Source organism: Mediterraneibacter sp., from assembly GCF_030825015.1.
Classification (GTDB): Bacteria; Bacillota; Clostridia; order Lachnospirales; family Lachnospiraceae; genus Mediterraneibacter.
Window position 1 is genome coordinate 26,777 of the sequence record NZ_JAPJQP010000007.1, and the last position, 20,382, is coordinate 47,158.

Sequence of the window (20,382 nt, forward strand, 5' to 3'; positions counted from 1 at the left end):
AAAAAGAGTCATAATGTAGAAAACAGGGGGCAGTTATGAGAGAAGAATACGAACTGGAAGTTTTGGAAAAGTATGACATAGAAGTGAAAAGCACCCGAAGGATAAGGGGTGCGTTTTTTTGTGATACGAAAGAAGGGACGATGCTGCTCAAAGAGACAAAGATGTCAGAGCGGCGCGCCCCTTTTTTATATCGTGCGCTGAGTGAAATAGAAAGCCGCAGCAACATAAAAGCTGACATACCTGTCTGCACAAAGGAAGGTGGATTTTGTGTGATGTCAAGGGAAGGCAACTTGTATATGCTGAAAAAATGGTATCCGGGAAGAGAGTGCGACGTAAGGCAGGAACAAGAAGCTGCGTGGGCGTTTGGAACACTTGCGGATTTGCATAAGGAAATGGAAGATCTGGCTGTAAGGGTAGATCTTGGAGCTGATATGACAGGGAGGAATCCGGTTGAAGAGATCCGCAGATATAACAGAGAACTGAAAAAGGTTCGATCCTTTATTCGTTCAAGACCGGTGAAAAATGATTTTGAAATTTTGTTTTTGGAAAATTTCGACAAAATGTATTGTGCGGCAGATTGCGTTCTAAAACAGATGGAAAGTTCGGGATGCAGACAGCTTTTTGAAGAGAGTGTTTCTAAAGGAAGCGTTGTCCACGGAGACTACAATCATCATAATCTGATTATGCTCAGAGACGGGATTGCCGTGACAAATTTTGAACATATGCATGTAGATGTTCAGGTGAAAGATTTTTGTTATTTTTTAAGAAAAGTAATGGAAAAAAATCAATGGAAACAAAAAACAGGACAAAAAATGGTGGAATCCTACGAACAGGTGCGTCCTTTATCGCAAAAGGAACGGGAGTTTATCGCTTTAAATCTTGCTTATCCTAAAAAATTCAAAAAGATCGCAGGGAGCTATTACCAGTCTAATAAGGCGCATCTTTCTGAAAAGAATGTAGAAAAACTGGAAATGTGTATTCGTCAGACAGAAGAAAAATATGAGTTCCTTAGTCGGATATTTCCTTTAAATTTATAGGAGTTTGTTGTATAATAAAACATATCGAGCATATAGGGGCGGATATAAAATTTATATTTAGTTTAGGAGGTAATATTATGGACTACAAAGCGAGGTATGAAGAATGGATTTCGAATTCATACTTTGATGAAGATACGAGGGCGGAGCTTGAGAGTATCAAAGAGGATGAAAATGAGATTAAAGAACGATTTTATATGGATTTGGAGTTCGGTACAGCAGGTCTGCGCGGTATCATCGGCGCAGGAACAAATCGTATGAATATTTATACGGTTCGTAAGGCGACACAGGGACTTGCGAATTATATCATTAAGAATGACGGTCAGGCAAAAGGAGTTGCGATTGCGTATGACTCCCGCCATATGTCAACAGAATTTGCAAAAGAGGCTGCCTGCTGTCTGGCTGCAAACGGGATCAAAGCATATATCTTTGAGTCACTGCGTCCGACACCGGAGCTTTCTTATGCAGTGAGAAAACTCGAATGTATTGCCGGAATTAATATTACGGCAAGTCATAATCCTCCGGAGTATAACGGCTATAAAGTATACTGGGAAGACGGCGCACAGATTACGCCTCCTCATGACAAAGGTATTATGGACGAAGTAAAAGCAGTGGAAGATTACACAACGATGAAGACGATGCCGGAAGAAGAAGCGAAGGCGGCGGGACTTTATGAAGTGATCGGAGCGGAAGTGGACGACGCTTATATTGCAGAACTGAAGACACAGGTTCTTCATCATGATGCAATCGAAGCGGCGGGAAAAGATCTTAAGATCGTGTATACGCCGCTTCATGGAACCGGCAATATTCCGGCGCGCCGCATTTTAAAAGAACTTGGTTTTGAGAATGTATATGTCGTAAAAGAGCAGGAACTGCCGGATGGAGATTTCCCGACAGTTTCCTATCCGAATCCGGAAGCTGAGGAAGCTTTTGAGCTTGGATTGAAACTGGCGAAAGAGATCGATGCGGATATCGTACTTGCGACAGACCCGGATGCGGACAGGCTTGGCGTTCGTGTGAAAGATAAGGACGGCGTATATCACGATCTGACAGGTAATATGTCAGGATGCCTTCTTGCAGATTATGAGATCGGACAGAGAAAAGAACTGAAAGGACTTCCTGAAGAAGGATATCTTATTAAGACGATTGTAACTTCTAATATGGCAGATGCAATCGCAGACTACTATAATGTAGGTCTTATTGAATGTCTGACAGGATTCAAGTATATCGGACAGCAGATCCTCGGATTTGAGACAAAAGGAAAAGGAGAGTACCTGTTTGGATTTGAGGAAAGCTATGGATGTCTGATTGGAACTCATGCAAGAGACAAAGATGCGATCGTAGCTACAATGGCATTGTGTGAGGCTGCGGCTTACTATCGTACAAAAGGTATGACATTGTGGGATGCGATGATCGAGATGTATGAGCGTTACGGATATTATAAGGACGATATTCAGTCCATTACGATGAAGGGAATCGAAGGACTTGAGAAGATCCGTCAGATTCTTGCTTCTCTTCGCAGTGAACCGCCGAAAGAGATCGCCGGATATAAAGTGCTGAAAGTAAGAGATTATCAGGCAGACACGATCAAAGACATGGAGACAGGGGAAGTAACCGCAACAGGACTTCCGAATTCTAATGTGCTTTATTACGAACTTCCGGACGGAGCGTGGGTATGTGTAAGACCGTCGGGAACAGAGCCGAAGGTAAAATTCTATTATGGTGTAAAAGGCGCTTCTATAGCGGATGCGGATGCAAAATCCGAAGAAATGGGAAAAGCCATTATGGAAATGGTGAAAAATCTTGACAAAGCAGTGTAAACCCGATATAACAGTATTTAAAGGCGGAAACTAGAGGAATTCAGATTGTTCCCCTTTAAAACGAATAACATTGTATGGTGATACAATTAAGAGGAGGATTTACCTATGAACAAGACAGAATTGATTACAGCAATCGCAGAGAGCGCTGACATTTCCAAAAAAGATTCTGAAAAAGCGCTGAAAGCTTTTGTTGATGTTGTTACTGAAGAACTGAAAAAAGGTGAGAAAGTTCAGCTTGTAGGCTTTGGTACATTTGAAGTGAGTGAGAGAGCTGCAAGAGAGGGTAGAAACCCGCAGACAGGAAAGACGATGAAGATCGAAGCTTGCAAAGCTCCGAAATTTAAAGCAGGAAAAGCTCTTAAAGACGCTATCAATTAATCAATTCGTTTGAATGCGCAGATAATGAAAGGCACTTACGATGCATGGCATCGCGAGTGCCTTTTGAGTATTACTGCGCATAAGGCAAAGAGTATGCGGACAGACAGAAAATACATTTAGAGTATCCCTCAGATGTGATGGATATTATGACAGGACTGAGGAAAGAATGGGGATTCGTTTATTCTGAAGAACGATAAAAACAGCAGAGTCAGTGGAAGGAGGATGAGAGAATGCGGCTTGATAAATTTTTGAAAGTATCCCGTCTGATTAAAAGACGGACAGTGGCAAATGAGGCGTGCGACGCCGGCAGGGTTTCAGTCAACGGGAAACCGGCGAAAGCATCTGTGCAGGTAAAACCCGGAGATGTGATCGAGATCCGTTTCGGGACAAAGGATGTAAAAGCGGAAGTACTGAAACTGGAAGATACAACGAAGAAAGAGAAGGCGGAAGAATTGTTCCGGTATCTGTAAAGAAAGTGGAATGAAAAGCATAAATGAAAACAACCTTTCATATATATAACCATGCTGTAAAAAGTTCGGAGGCGGGAGGGAGTTTTCATGGAAGAACAGCGGATTGCAAAGGCGCACAAATTGATCGTAAACAACCGAAAGACGAGTACGGTGACCGGGGTTTTGGATGTACTGTCTTTTGATCTGAATGAGATATTACTTGAAACGGAACAGGGGATGCTTATGGTAAAAGGAACGGATCTTCATGTCAACAGGCTGACGGTGGAAAAAGGCGAAGTCGATCTGTCAGGGAATATTGACAGTATTGCGTATTCAAGTGTAACTCCGCAGGCGAAGCAGGGGGACAGCTTTTTGACGAAGCTGTTTAAGTAAAGTATGATACTTGGAATCGGAGCGGAAGCAGGGATTTTTCTTTATGCGGTGCTGGCAGGAGTTGAGGTGGCGGCTGCCTATAGAATATTAGTCTGTTTTCGAAACCTCGTTGTCCACAGTTCGTGGGTGATGAGCCTGGAAGATCTTATTTACTGGTTTGGGGCGAGCGTGTATATTTTTCGGAAAATGTATGAGACAACGTACGGCGGAATCCGCTGGTTTTTTGTGCTTGGGATGCTGTGCGGCGGGGCGACCGGATATGCGGTGATGAAGACTGCCGTAAAATGGTGTGCCGGAATATGTGGAAAAAAAGAAAAAAATGAAAAATCGGGCAGAAAATCAAAGAAAGAAAAAAGAAAATAAGTCTTGAAATGAGTTCGGAAAAAAGCTACAATATTACTTAACACTGGGGAGTGCAAAGAAGAATGAATAGGGTGATATAAATGAACGGTAAGAAGAAAAGAACGACGGATAGAAGACATATGGATCGCAGAAAATCAGCGAATCTTCGGAAATACAAAAGAAGTATTCTGATGATCTGTACGGTTCTTGTATTTTTGTCCGGGGTACTCGCGGTCGGCGCAGTGAAACTGCATGCGAAGAACAGTGAGTATAAAGCGCAGGAAGAAGAATTGGACGCGCAGATCAAGGCAGAAGAGAAGCGCGCGGAAGAAGTTAAGGAATACGAGGCGTACGTTCAGACAGATGAGTACATAAAAGAGACGGCGGAAGATAAACTTGGTCTTGTGAATCCGAATGAAATTATTTTTAAACCGTCTAAGTAGAGCAGAGATAAGACAAAAAGCAGTTTGAAAAGCAGGATAGAAAGCAGAACAGGCATGTACGAAAGATAACTCCGGGGAAGATTCCCCGGAGTTTTTTGCGACTGGCGACAAGCCAAAGTCCGGGCTTGCCCGAGATCTTGGCAACCGCTTACAATCCCGGAATGTGCCTTTTGGCAATTCCGGTGATTGCTGCAAAAAAGATCGAGATTCTTTTTACGCAATCAGGAAAGGAGTCATATTAATGAAAGAAGGACAGGCTTTGCAAGGGAGTCCTTATGTAGAACAGATTGAAAAATATGCAAGCTCATTAAAGCAGCTTTCTCATACATTTTTAGAACTGGAGAAGCAGAAGGAAGAATTTACCGGAGCGGACATTGACGGCATGTTTGAACGGGTAAAAGAACGGGTGTGCAGGAAATGTGAAAAAAACGCATGGTGCTGGGGAGAAAATTTTGTTCATACATATCAGATGGGATATGATGTATTATCAGCGGTCGATCATTACGGAAATGAGCTGAATGTGGAGACGAAACGCAAACTCATGCAAAAATGCGAGAAGGCGCCCCGTTTTCTTCGGGAAATGCTGGAAGGATTTCGGGATGCCAGGCAGAATATCATATGGACAAACCGTTTGGCGCGAAGCCGGGAGGGCTGTGCGTTTCAGATGGATCTTTTCGCAGACATTATGAAGCAAACTGTGAGAGAATTGGAAAAAAGTATTTTTACAGATGAACGGATGGAAAAACGGATTGCAGCCGCGCTCCGCAAATGTGGGATGCGTGTTCTTTATACTTATCTGTTTTTGAACGGGGAGGGAAAGTTTGAGATTCATGTGACGGTTCGAAGCACGGGAAAAGAAAAAGGGACGGCGAAAGAAGTTGTTCAGGCTGTGTCAGAGGCATCGGGAAAACGTTTTATCCTTGCACAGGACGGGCCTCAGGTAGTCGGTTTTCGTTACATGACGATCGTATGCAGGGAAGGTCCACGGTATTATACGCTGTCCGGTTCTGCGAAAATCGGGAAAGGATGCTCTAAAATATCGGGAGATAATTTTACACTGATGGAGATACCGGGGGGCAGAAAGGCGGCGGCCCTTTCGGACGGAATGGGATCCGGAGAGGAAGCCTGCAGGGAGAGTACGCTGGTAATCGAACTTTTGGAAGAACTGCTTGCCGCGGGTTTCCCGGAAAAAGCAGCAATTCAGATGATCAACACAACTCTGTCGGCGGGGCGTGAGGAAATCCATTATTCAACAGTGGATTTAAGCGTGTTTGATCTGTATTCCGGGGAGTGCGAGATTGTGAAGGCTGGAGCGTCCTCTACATTTATCAAGAAGAAAGATTGTGTGGAACATCTAAGTTCCACGAGTCTTCCGATCGGGGTGATGAATCAGATCGAGATAGATTCTGTCAGGAGAAAGCTTGAGGATGGAGATCTCGTTATCATGGTAACTGACGGGATCCTGGATGCACTTCCGGTGGGCGAGCAGGATATTTTGCTGGAGACGATCATTCAGGGAAGCGCAATCGCCAACCCAAAGGAAATGGCACATCATATTTTGGAGCAGGTGCTGGCGTGGACAGGGCGCGAACCGGCAGATGATATGACGGTGATTGTTGTCGGAATGTGGGAAATATATCGTTCGGACACTTTACAGGCGAGGATGAATTCGGTATAGTTGACTTATGATGAACAGAGCGGGAAGAGAAACAGAAAAAAGAATTGAAGAATTGATCGTACAATTTCATATGATCGAACAGGGAGATGTTGTGATTGCAGGCGTATCGGGCGGAGCGGATTCGGTATGCCTGCTTTTGGCGCTCTGCGGTCTGAGGGAAAAGTATGGATTCGATGTAAAAGTATGTCATGTGAATCATTGTCTGCGGGGCGAGGCGGCGGATGCCGATGAGGCATATGTGAGAGGGCTGTGCGGAGAACTTAAGGTGGAATGCCGGGTTTTCCGAAAAGAAGTGGAATTAATTGCAAAAAAGCGGAAACAATCTTGTGAGGAAGCGGGACGCGAAGTAAGAAAAGAGGCGTTTGAGCAGATGTGCGCCGAAAACGGAGGAACGAAGATTGCGACCGCCCATCACAGAGATGACAACGCAGAAACGATTCTTCTCAATATTGCGCGGGGAACCGGAATCCGGGGTCTGTGCGGGATTGTTCCGATGCGCGGAAAACAGATAAGACCCCTTCTTTCACTTACGAGGAAACAGATTGAAGGTTATCTGCGGGAGAGGAACATTGCGTGGTGTACCGATGCGACGAACGAAGAAGATGAATATACACGCAACCGGATCCGGCATAAAGTGCTTCCGGTGTTGGAAAATGAGGTCAACAGGCAGGCTGTAAAACATTTGGAATCTTTGTCGCGTCAGGCAGAGGAAGTGTGTGAATATCTTGACTATGGCGCAGAACAGTTGTGGAAAACATGTGTCCGCATAGAAAAGAAGGAAAATGATACGGAGATATCAGCTCTTATGATTGAAAAAGAACCGTTCTTTCGGGAATTTCCGGCTGTAAGAAAGCTTCTTCTTCAAAAAGCGGTCGCAAAAGTACGGGGAGCAGAGAAAGATGTGACATCCGTTCATCTTCAGTCGGTATCGGAACTGTTTGAACGTCAGGTCGGAAAAAGTGTCGATCTTCCGGGCGGCGTGAGCGCAAGGCGGACGTATACCGGAATAGAACTTTGCAGGCAGCCAGAAGACTTGTTTTTGGAAGCCGAGAGAGCGGCACAGCAGAATTGTCCGAATGTCAGGCTGGATCTTCGTTTTGTGGAAAACGGAAACATTTCGCAGGCAGAAGAAATCCCGCAAAAAAGTTACACGAAATGGGTTGATTATGATATAATTAAATGCGGACTTTGCCTGCGGACAAGACAAAGCGGCGATTACCTTGTGATCGATGCGCAGGGAAAACGTCAGAAGATGAAGTCATGGTTTATTAATGAGAAGATTCCGAAGGAAGAGCGGGATAGGATGCTTCTTGTCGCCGATGGGAATCATATCGTATGGATACCGGGATACAGGATGAGTATTGCGTATAAAGTGACAGAGAAGACAAAGAAGATTGTTGAAATAAAGATTACGGAGGAAGAAAGAGATGGCAGAAACGATCAGAGAGATGATTTCAGAAGAGAAAGTTGATGAGAAGATTCGGGAACTTGGAAGAAAGATCAGTGAAGATTATGCGGGAAAACAGATTCATTTGATCTGTGTATTAAAGGGCGGCGTATTTTTTATGTGCGAGCTTGCAAAACGGATCACAGTTCCGGTTTCTATGGATTTTATGTGCGTTGGAAGTTATGGGGACGGAACATCTTCAAGCGGAGTTGTCCGTATAGCGAAAGATCTGGATGAGTCGATTGAGAATAAGGAAGTACTTATAGTAGAAGACATTATTGATTCGGGCAATACGCTGTATTACCTGATCGATGTATTGAAAAAGAGAAATCCGGCAAGTATGCGCCTTTGTACATTGCTGGATAAACCGGACCGCAGAGTGAAGGATGTAAAGGTTGACTACTGCGGATTTGAGATCCCGGATGAGTTTGTCGTGGGATACGGGCTTGATTACGCCCAAAAATATAGAAACCTCCCTTACATTGGCGTAGTGGAAGGTGTGGAATAATCAGGAGGATCAGTTTTGGATAATAACAGAAATTACAGAAGTGTGAATGGATTTACGATCATTACATTTATGGTGATCGTTTTTGGCGCGCTCTGGATGGCGAATCGGATGCAGGTGCATCGGCAGGCGATGACGTACACAGAATTTGTCACACAGGTTGAGGCGAAGAATGTAGAAGAAGTTTACATTGATCAGAATAAAGCAGTTCCGACAGGTACTGTCGTGTTTGTGCTGAAAGATACGGATGAGAACCGTTCGGTCAATGTTTCTAATGTGGAAAAGGCAGAAGAACTGCTTGAGAAGAATAAGGTTGCATATGAGATATCTGCGATCCCGGAAACGTCGATGATCTCTTCTGTGCTTCTTCCGACAGTGATTACGCTTGGCGGGATCATGCTGCTCTTTTTCCTTATGAACCGTCAGGGAAACGGAGCGAATGCAAAGGCTATGAATTTTGGAAAGAGCCGTGCGCGCATGACGAATCGTGACGAGATCAAAGTGACATTTGCAAATGTTGCAGGTCTTCAGGAAGAAAAGGAAGAACTTGCGGAGATCGTTGATTTTCTGAAATCGCCGAAAAAATATGTGCAGGTAGGCGCGCGGATACCGAAAGGAGTGTTGTTGGAAGGCCCTCCGGGAACAGGAAAAACGCTTCTCGCGAAAGCGGTCGCAGGAGAAGCCGGAGTTCCGTTCTTCAGTATTTCGGGTTCGGATTTTGTGGAGATGTTTGTCGGTGTGGGAGCGTCCCGTGTGCGTGATCTTTTTCAAGATGCAAAGAAAAACGCGCCGTGCATCATCTTTATTGACGAGATTGACGCTGTGGCAAGACGGAGAGGAAGCGGGCTTGGCGGCGGTCATGACGAGAGAGAGCAGACGTTGAATCAGCTTCTTGTTGAGATGGATGGTTTTGGCGTCAATGAAGGAATTATTGTGATGGCTGCAACGAACAGAAAAGATATTCTCGATCCGGCGATCTTAAGACCGGGACGTTTTGACCGGAACGTGCTTGTAGGGCGCCCGGATGTAGGCGGCAGGGAAGAGATCTTAAAAGTTCACGCGAAAAATAAACCACTGGCGGAAGATGTGGATCTGAAACAGATCGCGCAGACAACGGCAGGATTTACAGGGGCAGATCTGGAGAATCTGCTAAATGAATCTGCGATCATAGCTGCGAAAGAAAACCGGATGTTCATTCAGCAGAAAGACATCCGCCACGCATTTGTAAAAGTAGGGATCGGAGCAGAGAAAAAGAGCCGTATCGTTTCGGAGAAAGAACGGAAGATCACAGCTTATCATGAGGCTGGGCATGCGATTTTGTTCCACGTACTTCCTGATGTAGGACCTGTATACAGTGTGTCTATCATTCCTACAGGAGGAGCAGGCGGATATACGATGCCGCTTCCGGAGAAAGACGAGATGTTTAATACGAAGGGGCAGATGCTTCAGGAAATTACGGTTTCTTTAGGAGGCCGCGTAGCAGAAGAAGAGATTTTTGACGATATTACGACAGGCGCTTCGCAGGATATCAAGCAGGCGACTGCCATCGCAAAATCAATGATCACGAAGTTCGGTATGTCTGAGCGTCTTGGTCTGATTAATTATGATAATGACAGTGATGAAGTGTTTATCGGACGCGATTTTGGACATACATCGAGAGGATATGGAGAGAAGATTGCAGGAACGATCGATGAGGAAGTGAAACGAATCATTGACGAGTGCTATGCAAAAGCACGTTCTATTATCGAGGAACATCACGATGTGCTTGACGCATGTGCAAAGCTTCTGCTTGAAAAAGAAAAGATTACGCGCAGTGAGTTCGAGGCGTTGTTCGAGGACGGAAAATCAGAGGAGGTTTAGTATATGAACAGAGAGGCACTATTCTGTGACGGTACGCAGGATTATGTCATCCCTGCTGAACCAAAGGAAAACGAAAAGATCAAGATCCGGTTTCGCACGGCTCATAATGATGTGGATGAAGTCCATATTTTGAGCGGCGATACGTCACATTCGATGTGGAAGACTGTTTCTGAAGATGAATTCGATTTCTATGAGATAGAGTGGCAGCTTGGCGATGCTCCTCTTAGTTATTTGTTCGAAGTGAAAAGCGGAGATCAGCTCTGCTATTTCAGCAGAGGGGGAGTTTCGAATCAGAGGGAAGATTATTATGCATTTACGGTCGTTCCGGGGTTTTCAACTCCAGAGTGGGCGAAGGGTGCAGTTATGTATCAGATTTTCGTGGATCGGTTTTATAACGGAGATCCGACGAATGATGTAGAAGACGGGGAATATATTTATATTGGCGCGCCGAGCGCGAAGGTCAAAAACTGGAGCAAAGTTCCGGCAGCGATGGATATCAGGAATTTCTATGGAGGTGATCTTCAGGGCGTTATGGATAAATTAGATTATCTTCAGGATCTCGGAGTTGAGGTAATCTATTTTAATCCGCTTTTTGTCTCTCCGTCGAATCATAAATACGATATTCAGGATTATGACTATATCGATCCGCATTATGGGAAAATTGTTGCAGACGGCGGAGAAGCGCTTCCGAAAGGTGCGAAAGATAATATCGGCGCAACGAAATATCAGAAGAGAACAGGGGATATCCGCAATTTGGAAGCAAGTAATGCACTGTTTGCAAAGCTTGTCGAAGAGATGCATAAGAGGGGGATGCGGGTGATCCTTGACGGAGTATTCAACCATTGCGGTTCGTTTAATAAATGGATCGACAGAGAGAGGATCTACGAACAGCAGCCGGAATATCCGAAAGGCGCGTATGTAAGCGCTGACAGCCCATATCGGAAATATTTCCGTTTTCATGATGAGAGAAATGAGGCATGGCCGTATAATAAAAGTTATGACGGATGGTGGGGGCATGAAACACTTCCGAAGTTGTCTTATGAAGATTCACCGGAACTTGAGCAATATATTATGGACATAGGAAAGAAATGGGTTTCTCCACCGTATAATGTAGATGGATGGAGGCTTGATGTTGCGGCAGATTTAGGGTGCAGCAATGAATATAATCATATGTTCTGGAAACGTTTCCGCAAGGAAGTAAAGGAAGCGAATCCCGAAGCTTTGATTCTGGCAGAACATTATGGAGACCCGGCAGAATGGCTGCAGGGTGATGAGTGGGACAGCGTCATGAATTATGATGCGTTTATGGAACCTCTGACATGGTTTCTGACCGGAATGGAGAAGCACAGCGATGAACGAAGGACAGATCTGTGGGGAAATGCAGACAATTTTGTGGGCGGTATGAGACATTTTATGGCGAGTATGCTGACACCGTCGCTTCAGGTTGCGATGAATGAACTTTCGAATCATGATCATTCCCGTTTCCTGACACGAACGAACCATGTCGTGGGCAGAGCAGAACATGTGGGAGCAAAGGCAGCGGAAGAAGGGGTTAATTATGCTGTCATGCGTGAAGCGGTTACGGTTCAGATGACATGGGTCGGAGCGCCGACAGTTTACTACGGAGATGAGGCAGGTGTGTGTGGATTCACAGATCCTGATAACCGGAGGACATATCCGTGGGGCAGGGAGAATAAAGAACTGCTTGCGTTTCATAAAGAAATGATTCGGATTCACAAAGAAGAAAAACCTCTTCGGAAAGGTTCGATCAAGCTGCTTTATGCAGAGAGAAACGTACTTGCGTATGCAAGATTCCAAGAGGACGAGCAGATCGTTGTCATATTGAATAATAGTAAGGAACTTAAAGAGTTGACTGTTCCGGTCTGGCTGTCCGGAGTTCCGAAAGAGGGCAGAATGGAACGGCTTATGTATACATACGAGGAAGGATATACGACCGAGTATGACGAATATATAGTTGAAAACGGAGAGATTGTTATTAATATGGGACGCCACTCTGCGATTGTGATGAAACCGATACCGGAGGGAGATACAATATGGCAGGAAAAGTAGCGGTCTTGAATGATTTGGCAGGATTCGGGAGGTGTTCGCTGACAGCGGCAATCTCGGTTCTCTCGGCGATGGGGGTGCAGCCATGCCCTTTGCCGACAGCCATATTAAGCGCTCAGACAGGGTTTGAAAGCTATTTTTTTCAGGATCTTACAGAGCAGATGGGAAAGATTACTGAAGAATGGAAGAAAGCAGACGCACAGTTTGACGGGATTGTTACAGGATTTATGTCAGGACACAGACAGATCGGGGAAGTGAATCGCTTTCTTGATCTGTTTCATAAAGACGGCGCATTTCTTCTTGTAGATCCGGTGCTTGGAGATAACGGAAAACGATTTCCTGTTTTTGACGGGGTATTTCAGGAAGAGATGAAGCAGCTTGTCAGGAGGGCGGATATCGTAACGCCGAATGTGACGGAACTTTGTTTATTGACAGAGTTTGATTATCATCTTGTACAAGAGGCTGCCGAAACAGGGGATAAGGAAGCTCTTTTTGCTGTTGTGGCTGAAGCTGCCGGGAGACTTTTGGACAGCGGGGTATCAGAAGTGATTGTGACAGGGGTTCTGTTTGATGAGGCGAAGCCGGACAAAACAGGAACAGATTTGAAAAAAGATCCGCAGGCGGAGACAAGACAGAAAAAGGTTGCAAATCTTACGGTGACGCGTGAGAGAATGACAGCGAGTATATCCTCTTTTATCGGGACAAGTTATTCAGGAACGGGAGATCTGTTCGCTTCTGTAGTTGCCGGCGGGAAGGCGCGGGGCGACTGTACGGAGGAGTCGGTCAGACTGGCGGGAGAGATGATCGAACGGGCAATAAGAGACGCGGTATCTCTCGGGATTTCCCGAAAAGAAGGTGCAGAATATGAAAAATATCTTTGGATGTTGTGCGAGAAGAACCGCAGTAGTTCTTGAACGAGGACACTTTTGGCGAGAAAAAGAAAGAAAAAAGAAAATACCGCAGAACAGCAGGCGGAAAAGCCTCTGTTCTGCGGTATTTGTTTTTGGTAAGCAATAGCGTTTTAGACGCGTTACTTTGTCAAGACTTCGATTCCGTCATTTGTTACGAGTACCATATACTCGATCTGAGCTGACAATCCGTCATCAATCGTGTATACAGTCCAGTCGTTGTCTTCATCGACGAAAAAGTCCGGGCTGCCCTCATTGATCATTGGTTCGATCGTGAAGATCATGCCGGGAACGAGAAGCATTTCGCTTCCTTTCGGTGTGACATAGCTGACAAATGGATCTTCGTGAAATGCAAGTCCGATGCCGTGTCCGCCGATCTCTTCTACGACAGAGTACCCGTTTTTATGTGCATGAGTGCTGATTGCATGTGCGATGTCGCCCAAGTGCCCCCAAGGTTTTGCCGCCGCGAGTCCAAGATTGACACATTCTTCTGTCACACGGACGATCTTTTCTGCACGGTCTGAAACTGTTCCAAGCTTAAACATACGGGAAGCGTCGGAAAAATATCCGTCTAAGATTGTGGAGACGTCAACATTGATGATATCTCCTTCTTGAAGGATAATGTTTTTGTCGGGAATGCCGTGGCACACTTCATTGTTGATCGAAGTGCAGACACTTTTGGGAAATCCCTGATAGTTAAGCGGCGCAGGGATGCCGCCGTGCTCTTTTGTAAATGTATATACGATATCGTCGATATCGGCGGTGCTCATTCCGATGCGGATATTCTTCGCAACTTCATCAAGTACTGCTGTGTTCAGTTTGGCGCTTTCTTTGATCTTTTCAATCTGCGCAGGTGTTTTGAGGATCGCTCGTGTAGGAACGATTTCGCCTCTTTCCGTATGCAGAAGGATCTTTTCTTCAATCGGCATATGGCATTTTTTATATTTTTTGCCGCTGCCGCACCAACAGAGTTCATTTCTTTCCATGAATAACATCTCCTTGTTGTGTTTTTAAAAGGAACCTTTTAAAAGCGGTGAATAAACAGTCCGCTTCGCAGTTTCGGTTCAAACCATGTTGATTTCGGCGGCATAAGAAGACCTGCATCTGCAACATCCATTAATTCTGTCATTGAGGTCGGATACATGGCAAAAGAGATGCCGCCGGTTTGATCAGCAGCGTCTTTTAATGCGCCGAGTCCCCGGATTCCGCCGATGAAACGGATGCGGGAATCTGTTCTGGGATCCGTAATTCCAAGAACAGGAGCGAGAATGTGGTCCTGCAGAATAGAAACATCGAGATCTTTCACCGGATCGCCTGAAAACAGGTCGGAACCGGCGGTTACAAGATACCAGTTTCCGTCGGCGTACATACCGAATTGTCCCTTTTGCTGCGGACGTACAGGTTGTGTGCCGGCAGGAATCACATCAAACTTACCTTTTATTGTATCAAGAAATTGGTCAAATGTATACCCGTTCTTATCTGCAACAACCCGATTATAATCATAGATCGCAAGTTCATCTGAAGGGAAGAGAACGGACAGAAAATAATTATATTCTTCTTCTCCCGAAAAATCAGGGTCTTCCGATCTGCGCTTCAGACCGACTTTGACTGCAGATGCGGCGCGGTGATGACCATCCGCGATATATAAGTTAGGGATTGATTTAAAAATTTCCGAAATATCAACGATTGTTGACACTTCATCTATAAGCCACACTTCGTGTCTTACACCGTCGCTGCTTGTAAAATCATAAAGCGCAGGAGCAGTTTGGACAGTATGGATGATTTCACTGAGTTTTTCGTTTGGTCTGTAAGCGAGAAAAATCGGCCCTGTCTGCGCGCTGCATGTGTCGATGTGACGGATGCGATCTTGCTCTTTTGCTTCCAGCGTGTTTTCGTGTTTCAGGATCACGCCGCTTCGGTAATCATCGACGGAAGCGCAGCCTACAAGTCCGGTCTGTGTTCTTCCGTTCATTGTAAGTGCGTATAAGTAGTAACAGGGAGCGCCGTCCTGAATGAAAGAACCGTTTTCGATCATGCGGTTCAGCGTTTCGGCTGCGGTTTGATATACATCGTCATCATAGGGATTCGTTCCTTTTGGAAGAAGCGTTTCGGCGCGGTCAATCTGAAGAAATGACATCGGTTCGGCATTTACGATCTCTCGTGCTTCATCACTGCTGTATACGTCGTAAGGAAGAGCGGCAACAGCAGGCGCGAGATCTTCGCGGGGACGGATTCCTTTAAATGGTCGGATTGTGCTCATAGGGGTACCTCCTTAAAATCGTTTGCCAAATAACTATACCATAAGGCAAAGTGATTTGTCACGGAAGAGTCGGATGAAGTGAGACAAAAACTGACATTTTACTTGCCCGAATTGTAAAAATATAGTAGTATTAAATTTTAGAGGAGAGAAAAATTTATGTGGTATTGGATTGTAATGGTTTTACTTGCGGCAGGATGTGCCGCGATGTTATTTGCCTCGTTTTCCGGGATCAAAAAAAGTAAAGCGGAGCTGGCGAGAACAGATGGCAAGGGGCGTAAGAAACGTCGGGATGAATATGAAGAAGGGTATGGGCGTGAGGAGGAAGCACGCGCACGTTCCAGACGGGAGCGGGAAGAGGAAGCTTATGCGAGAGAACAGCGCCAGCGGAGGAAGAAACGCCGTTGGAAGATCATACTCGAAGATATCGACAGTTGGGAGAAGTATAGTTTTACGTTTTGTGATAATATTGGGATCGGCAGGGGAAAAGATGGAAGCATGTACGAAAAATATCTTCCGATCACATCCGACGGCAGAGTTTCCAAGCTCCATTGTGTGATCTTGCATAAGAACGACAAATTGTATATAAAAGATGAGGATTCACGAAATGGTACATATTTGAATGGCGTCCGCATCGATCATCCGATGGAGATCCAAAGGGATGATATTATCGGGATCGGCGAAACTCGTCTTGAAGTACAGCGTGTTCTTCGGGAAAGCGATTAAAAGAGAAGACAGAAAGTGATGCGCCAAAGGATGGTGTGAGTATAAGAAAAGCAGCCCATTTTACGAGTATGGCAGAGAACTGTCAGAATCGTGGAACGGGCTGTTTTGCGTGGTGCAATATTTTGGATTGTCACATTTTTGCATGATTTTACATATAGTACCCATATAATATCAGTCCGGGAGTGAGAAAGATGAACGAAAAACTGCCTTATTATATGGCTTATCCGATGCCTTTTTCCTTTGATGATGAGAGGGTGGAGCGGATGGATTTTGAATATTTAAAAAGTATGTATCCGAAGATCCCGAAACGGATTCTTCCTTATGTAGAAGAAGAGTGCGATCGAATGGAATATGAAAACAGCATGGTGTATGATATGTATCCCGATAAGCTTCAGCTAAAGCTGATGTGTGCGCGGGTGTGTGATAATGTCCGGCGGTATGAGCATATTTGCAGGGAAGATGGGGGAGATACAGAAGCGGAGGATGCAGATACCGCAGAAAATGCGAAGCTGGAGATGCAAAATCTGCGGGATTTGGTAGAAGTAATGCTGTTTCAGGAACTGTATAAACGGCGGTGCGATCATCGAAGGTGCTGTCACCGACTTTTTAAATAGGGTGATTTGCTTTATGCAAATTTTGCAAAATGTAGATGGGATTGATTGGAGAAAATGCGTTTTAGCTGAAATTTGAGGGGTATTAATCGTGAAAATTTAGGGATATTTTACAGAAATTTTCAAGCTGTCTGTCTTGATTTACTAATAGGACGGAATGTGATAAAATAAGAAAGATATAGCAATGTATACAGAAGGGGAATAAAATAAGGCGGAGAATACATATGAAGAAAAATTTGATTTTTATAGGGATGCCTGCAGTCGGCAAAAGTACAGTCGGTATTGTTGTGGCCAAACGTCTCGGAATGCAGTTTATCGATACGGATCTTTTGATTCAGGAACAGGAGAATAAGCTTTTGTGCGAGATTATAGCCGAGGTGGGAGACGATGGCTTTATTGAGATCGAAAACAGGGTGAATGCAGATGTAAATGCGGAAAATGCAGTTATTTCTCCGGGCGGAAGCGTGATCTACTGTGAAGAGGCAATGGAACATTACAAAAAGATCGGAACGATTGTATATTTGAAAGCATCTTATCAGACAATAAAGAAGAGGATACGCAGTCCGAAGAAGCGGGGGGTTGTCCTGCGGGACGGACAGACGCTGAGAGATCTCTATGAAGAGCGCGTGAAATATTTTGAAAAATATGCAGACATTACAATCTGTGAAGACGGATGTCAGATAGAAGATACGATTGAAAATGTTCTGGCAGAAGTAAAAAAACTTGACAATGTATAGGAAACCGCACTAGAATAGTGTTTTGGCAAAAACTTGGGATTTAAAAAAAGTTAAATATGTGTTAGAATAGACACGACAGACTGAAATCAACACAAATATATAGAATATAGAGATAGACAGAATATAGAGAAATGTACAAAAAAGTACAAGTATGATAATAAAATCTAAATAGAGGTGTGATATGGAACAATATATCATAAAAGGTGGCAATCCGCTTGTCGGCGAAGTAGAGATCGGCGGTGCAAAAAATGCGGCTCTTGCAATTTTAGCAGCAGCGATTATGACGGATGAGACTGTTCAGATTGAGAATCTGCCTGATGTGAATGATGTAAATGTGATGTTGGAAGCCATTGACGGGATCGGCGCTATGGTGCAGAGGATCGATCGTCATACAGTGAAGATCAACGGAAGTACGATTGGTGATTTTAATATAGAGTATGATTACATTAAGAAGATCAGGGCTTCTTATTATCTGTTAGGGGCGCTTCTCGGTAAGTATAAGAGAGCGGAAGTTGCGCTTCCGGGGGGATGTAATATCGGCAGCAGACCGATCGATCAGCATCTTAAAGGTTTCCGGGCGCTCGGAGCAGATGTTGATATTGAACATGGTAAGATTGTTGCCGAGGCGGAGAAGCTTCGGGGAACACATTTATATTTTGATGTTGTGACAGTTGGAGCGACGATCAATGTGATGATGGCGGCGGCTATGTCCGAGGGTCTGACGATCATGGAGAATGTGGCGAAAGAGCCGCATGTTGTTGATGTGGCGAACTTTTTGAATAGCATGGGCGCCAATATCAGAGGTGCGGGCACGGATGTAATTAAGATCCGCGGCGTGAGATCGCTTCATAAGACAGAATATTCTATTATTCCGGATCAGATCGAAGCAGGTACGTTTATGTTTGCAGCGGCGGCTACAAAAGGGGATGTGACGGTGCTGAATGTAATTCCGAAGCATCTTGATGCTACGATCTCAAAATTAGTAGATATTGGATGCGAAGTGGAAGAATTTGACGATGCGGTTCGCGTTGTTGCGAAAAAACGTCTGAGATGTACACAAGTGAAGACACTTCCGTATCCGGGATATCCGACGGATATGCAGCCTCAGATCGGAGTGACGCTTGCATTGGCGCAAGGAACAAGTACGATTACGGAAAGTATTTTTGAAAACAGGTTTAAATATCTTGGAGAATTGGCGCGCATGGGCGCACAGGTGAAAGTGGAAGGAAATTCCGCGACAATCGAAGGGGTTGAGAAGTTTTCTGCGGCTCGTGTGAGTGCGCCGGATCTTCGCGCTGGCGCAGCACTTTGTATTGCCGGGTTGGCGGCGGAAGGAATTACGATCGTCGATGATATCGTTTATATTCAGAGAGGGTATGAACGTTTTGAAGAGAAGCTTAGAAGTCTCGGCGGTATGATTGAGCGGGTATCCAGTGAAAAAGAGATTCAGAAGTTCAAATTGAAAGTTGGTTAAAGATTTAGGCAGGATCGGAATAAGTCGATCCTGCCTTTTGTTCTTTTACAGTGTAAAATTCACATTGTTTCAGCGGATTTTTCGAGTCGATTTTCGCACTTTTAATTCGACGGGAAGAAGGAGCTGCTGTTTTAAGACGGTATTGCTTTTGATCTGCCGGATCAATACTTCGGCGGATAGTTTTCCCATCTCGGCGGAAGGCAGACGGATCGTTGTCAGCGCCGGTGAGAAGTTTTTAGAAAGAGCGATATCGTTAAATCCGACAACTCCGATATCCTGAGGACATTTTAAGCCTAAATCTTTTAATTGAGAGAGGACGACGATCGCCAGAGAATCTGAACCGGCGAAGATCACCTCTGTTTCGGGATGCTTTGTTAAAAGCTCTTTTACTTGAGCGGCACATGTCTTTGAATCCCAGTTACAGTTGTAGATCAGCTCAGGGTCATAGGGGATCTTGTTTTCGCGAAGCGTTTCCCGCAAGATCATCATGCGGCAGCAGGAGTCGAAGTCTGAGGACAGGGATGAGTTGGAAGGCCCTCCGATATAGGCAATTTTTCTGTAACCGCAGTCGATAATATGATTGAAGACCAGCTGGTTTGCATATACGGTATTGTAACCTACATTGCAGTATCCGTTAATGTAATTGTCAATGAATATGAGTTTTTTGTTCAGGCTTGTAATAAAATCAAGCGTTCCCGGAGGAAGTTCTGTGATGATCAGCCCGTCCAGCTCCGCAAGCTGTTTTTTCAGTCCGGGAGTCATATCTTGCAGTTGAGCATAGCTTACGATTAACGAAATAAATGCGTTATGTGAGGCGCAATAAGATTGAATACCACCAAGAATATCGTTGAAATAAGGGTCAGAGTAACTATAGGTTAAGGACATGATACAGCCGATGTGGATCTGACTCTTTTTTCCTGTATATTGATAATGAAGTTCTTCTACTGTTTTAAGAACCCTTTCTTTTGTTGCCTGACTTACCCGAAAATCAGGATCGTCAGAAAGAACTTTGGAAACAGTAGTAATAGAAACATTTGCTGCTTTTGCAACTTCTCGAATTGTAGCCATAAGATCCCCTCCTTGTTTAGTAAACATAATAGCACAAAAAATTAATTATGTAAATAAAAAAATTATGTAAATTATCAACAAAAAAGAAAGTTTAGTAAACAAAATAGGTTAAAATAACTATAAAAATCAGACAAAAATAAAATAATTTGTGAAAATTACTTGAAAATCAGGTAAACAAATATTAT

General features: G+C 44.5%; 20 protein-coding genes. 17 read left to right on the forward strand and 3 right to left on the reverse strand.

Translation table 11 applies throughout. The features are described from left to right. Nucleotides 1–35: 35 nt before the first annotated feature. The 13 genes from RCH61_RS05120 to RCH61_RS05180 all read left to right on the forward strand — a co-directional run bounded on the left by RCH61_RS05120 (nt 36) and on the right by RCH61_RS05180 (nt 13,330). Nucleotides 36–1,037 carry a CotS family spore coat protein gene (locus tag RCH61_RS05120; RefSeq protein WP_178007768.1) on the forward strand — a complete coding sequence of 334 codons (1,002 nt, stop codon included), beginning with the start codon at nt 36–38 and terminating at the stop codon, nt 1,035–1,037. A gap of 77 nt (nt 1,038–1,114) precedes the next feature. Then, entirely contained in the window at nt 1,115–2,854 is a 1,740-nt protein-coding gene (locus RCH61_RS05125) for a phospho-sugar mutase (protein ID WP_178007766.1), read from the forward strand. Nucleotides 2,855–2,959: 105 nt separating this feature from the next. After that, nucleotides 2,960–3,232, forward strand: a complete 273-nt coding sequence (locus tag RCH61_RS05130; protein WP_004846044.1) for an HU family DNA-binding protein — start codon at nt 2,960–2,962, stop codon at nt 3,230–3,232. Between the two features lie 230 nt (nt 3,233–3,462). Continuing rightward, a complete protein-coding gene (locus RCH61_RS05135) occupies nt 3,463–3,702 on the forward strand; it encodes an RNA-binding S4 domain-containing protein (protein WP_178007764.1) in 240 nt (79 codons plus the stop codon). 87 nt (nt 3,703–3,789) lie between these two features. Then, a complete protein-coding gene (gene yabP, locus RCH61_RS05140; RefSeq protein ID WP_178007762.1) occupies nt 3,790–4,074 on the forward strand; it encodes a sporulation protein YabP in 285 nt (94 codons plus the stop codon). A gap of 3 nt (nt 4,075–4,077) precedes the next feature. After that, nucleotides 4,078–4,437, forward strand: coding sequence for a spore cortex biosynthesis protein YabQ (gene yabQ / locus RCH61_RS05145; RefSeq protein ID WP_306480060.1), 360 nt, complete (start codon nt 4,078–4,080; stop codon nt 4,435–4,437). Nucleotides 4,438–4,517: 80 nt separating this feature from the next. Continuing rightward, complete coding sequence (locus tag RCH61_RS05150) at nt 4,518–4,859, forward strand: FtsB family cell division protein (RefSeq protein ID WP_178007758.1); 342 nt, start codon at nt 4,518–4,520, stop codon at nt 4,857–4,859. Nucleotides 4,860–5,100: 241 nt separating this feature from the next. After that, nucleotides 5,101–6,537 (forward strand): SpoIIE family protein phosphatase, encoded by a 1,437-nt coding sequence (locus RCH61_RS05155; RefSeq protein WP_306480061.1) that lies wholly within the window; start codon nt 5,101–5,103, stop codon nt 6,535–6,537. Nucleotides 6,538–6,544: 7 nt separating this feature from the next. Beyond that, nucleotides 6,545–8,008 carry a tRNA lysidine(34) synthetase TilS gene (tilS, locus tag RCH61_RS05160; RefSeq protein WP_178006476.1) on the forward strand — a complete coding sequence of 488 codons (1,464 nt, stop codon included), beginning with the start codon at nt 6,545–6,547 and terminating at the stop codon, nt 8,006–8,008. Next, nucleotides 7,965–8,492 (forward strand): hypoxanthine phosphoribosyltransferase, encoded by a 528-nt coding sequence (gene hpt, locus RCH61_RS05165; protein ID WP_178006477.1) that lies wholly within the window; start codon nt 7,965–7,967, stop codon nt 8,490–8,492. Before tilS ends, hpt begins: the two co-directional genes overlap by 44 nt. A 15-nt stretch (nt 8,493–8,507) precedes the next feature. Next, a complete protein-coding gene (ftsH, locus tag RCH61_RS05170) occupies nt 8,508–10,349 on the forward strand; it encodes an ATP-dependent zinc metalloprotease FtsH (RefSeq protein WP_330692926.1) in 1,842 nt (613 codons plus the stop codon). 3 nt (nt 10,350–10,352) lie between these two features. Next, complete coding sequence (locus RCH61_RS05175) at nt 10,353–12,419, forward strand: glycoside hydrolase family 13 protein (RefSeq protein WP_178006478.1); 2,067 nt, start codon at nt 10,353–10,355, stop codon at nt 12,417–12,419. Beyond that, the gene (locus tag RCH61_RS05180) at nt 12,404–13,330 is read left to right on the forward strand and encodes a bifunctional hydroxymethylpyrimidine kinase/phosphomethylpyrimidine kinase (RefSeq protein WP_306480062.1); all 927 of its coding nucleotides are present in this window, start codon (nt 12,404–12,406) and stop codon (nt 13,328–13,330) included. Before RCH61_RS05175 ends, RCH61_RS05180 begins: the two co-directional genes overlap by 16 nt. Nucleotides 13,331–13,446: 116 nt before the next feature. Here RCH61_RS05180 and RCH61_RS05185 read toward each other — a convergent pair whose 3' ends face one another. Further along, the gene (locus RCH61_RS05185) at nt 13,447–14,310 is read right to left on the reverse strand and encodes a methionyl aminopeptidase (RefSeq protein ID WP_178006325.1); all 864 of its coding nucleotides are present in this window, start codon (nt 14,308–14,310) and stop codon (nt 13,447–13,449) included. A gap of 38 nt (nt 14,311–14,348) precedes the next feature. Next, nucleotides 14,349–15,584, reverse strand: coding sequence for a DUF1015 domain-containing protein (locus tag RCH61_RS05190; RefSeq protein WP_178006324.1), 1,236 nt, complete (start codon nt 15,582–15,584; stop codon nt 14,349–14,351). Nucleotides 15,585–15,740: 156 nt separating this feature from the next. On the opposite strand from RCH61_RS05190, the gene RCH61_RS05195 reads away from it, so the two are divergent. The 4 genes from RCH61_RS05195 (at nt 15,741) to RCH61_RS05210 (ending at nt 19,129) form a co-directional block, all read left to right on the forward strand. Further along, nucleotides 15,741–16,307 carry an FHA domain-containing protein gene (locus tag RCH61_RS05195; RefSeq protein ID WP_178006323.1) on the forward strand — a complete coding sequence of 189 codons (567 nt, stop codon included), beginning with the start codon at nt 15,741–15,743 and terminating at the stop codon, nt 16,305–16,307. Nucleotides 16,308–16,498: 191 nt separating this feature from the next. Beyond that, a complete protein-coding gene (locus tag RCH61_RS05200; RefSeq protein ID WP_178006322.1) occupies nt 16,499–16,921 on the forward strand; it encodes a hypothetical protein in 423 nt (140 codons plus the stop codon). 221 nt (nt 16,922–17,142) lie between these two features. Then, entirely contained in the window at nt 17,143–17,655 is a 513-nt protein-coding gene (locus RCH61_RS05205; protein ID WP_178006321.1) for a shikimate kinase, read from the forward strand. A gap of 181 nt (nt 17,656–17,836) precedes the next feature. Then, entirely contained in the window at nt 17,837–19,129 is a 1,293-nt protein-coding gene (locus RCH61_RS05210; protein ID WP_178006320.1) for a UDP-N-acetylglucosamine 1-carboxyvinyltransferase, read from the forward strand. A gap of 69 nt (nt 19,130–19,198) precedes the next feature. Here RCH61_RS05210 and RCH61_RS05215 read toward each other — a convergent pair whose 3' ends face one another. Beyond that, nucleotides 19,199–20,197, reverse strand: coding sequence for a LacI family DNA-binding transcriptional regulator (locus RCH61_RS05215; RefSeq protein ID WP_178006319.1), 999 nt, complete (start codon nt 20,195–20,197; stop codon nt 19,199–19,201). Between the last annotated feature and the right edge of the window lie 185 nt (nt 20,198–20,382).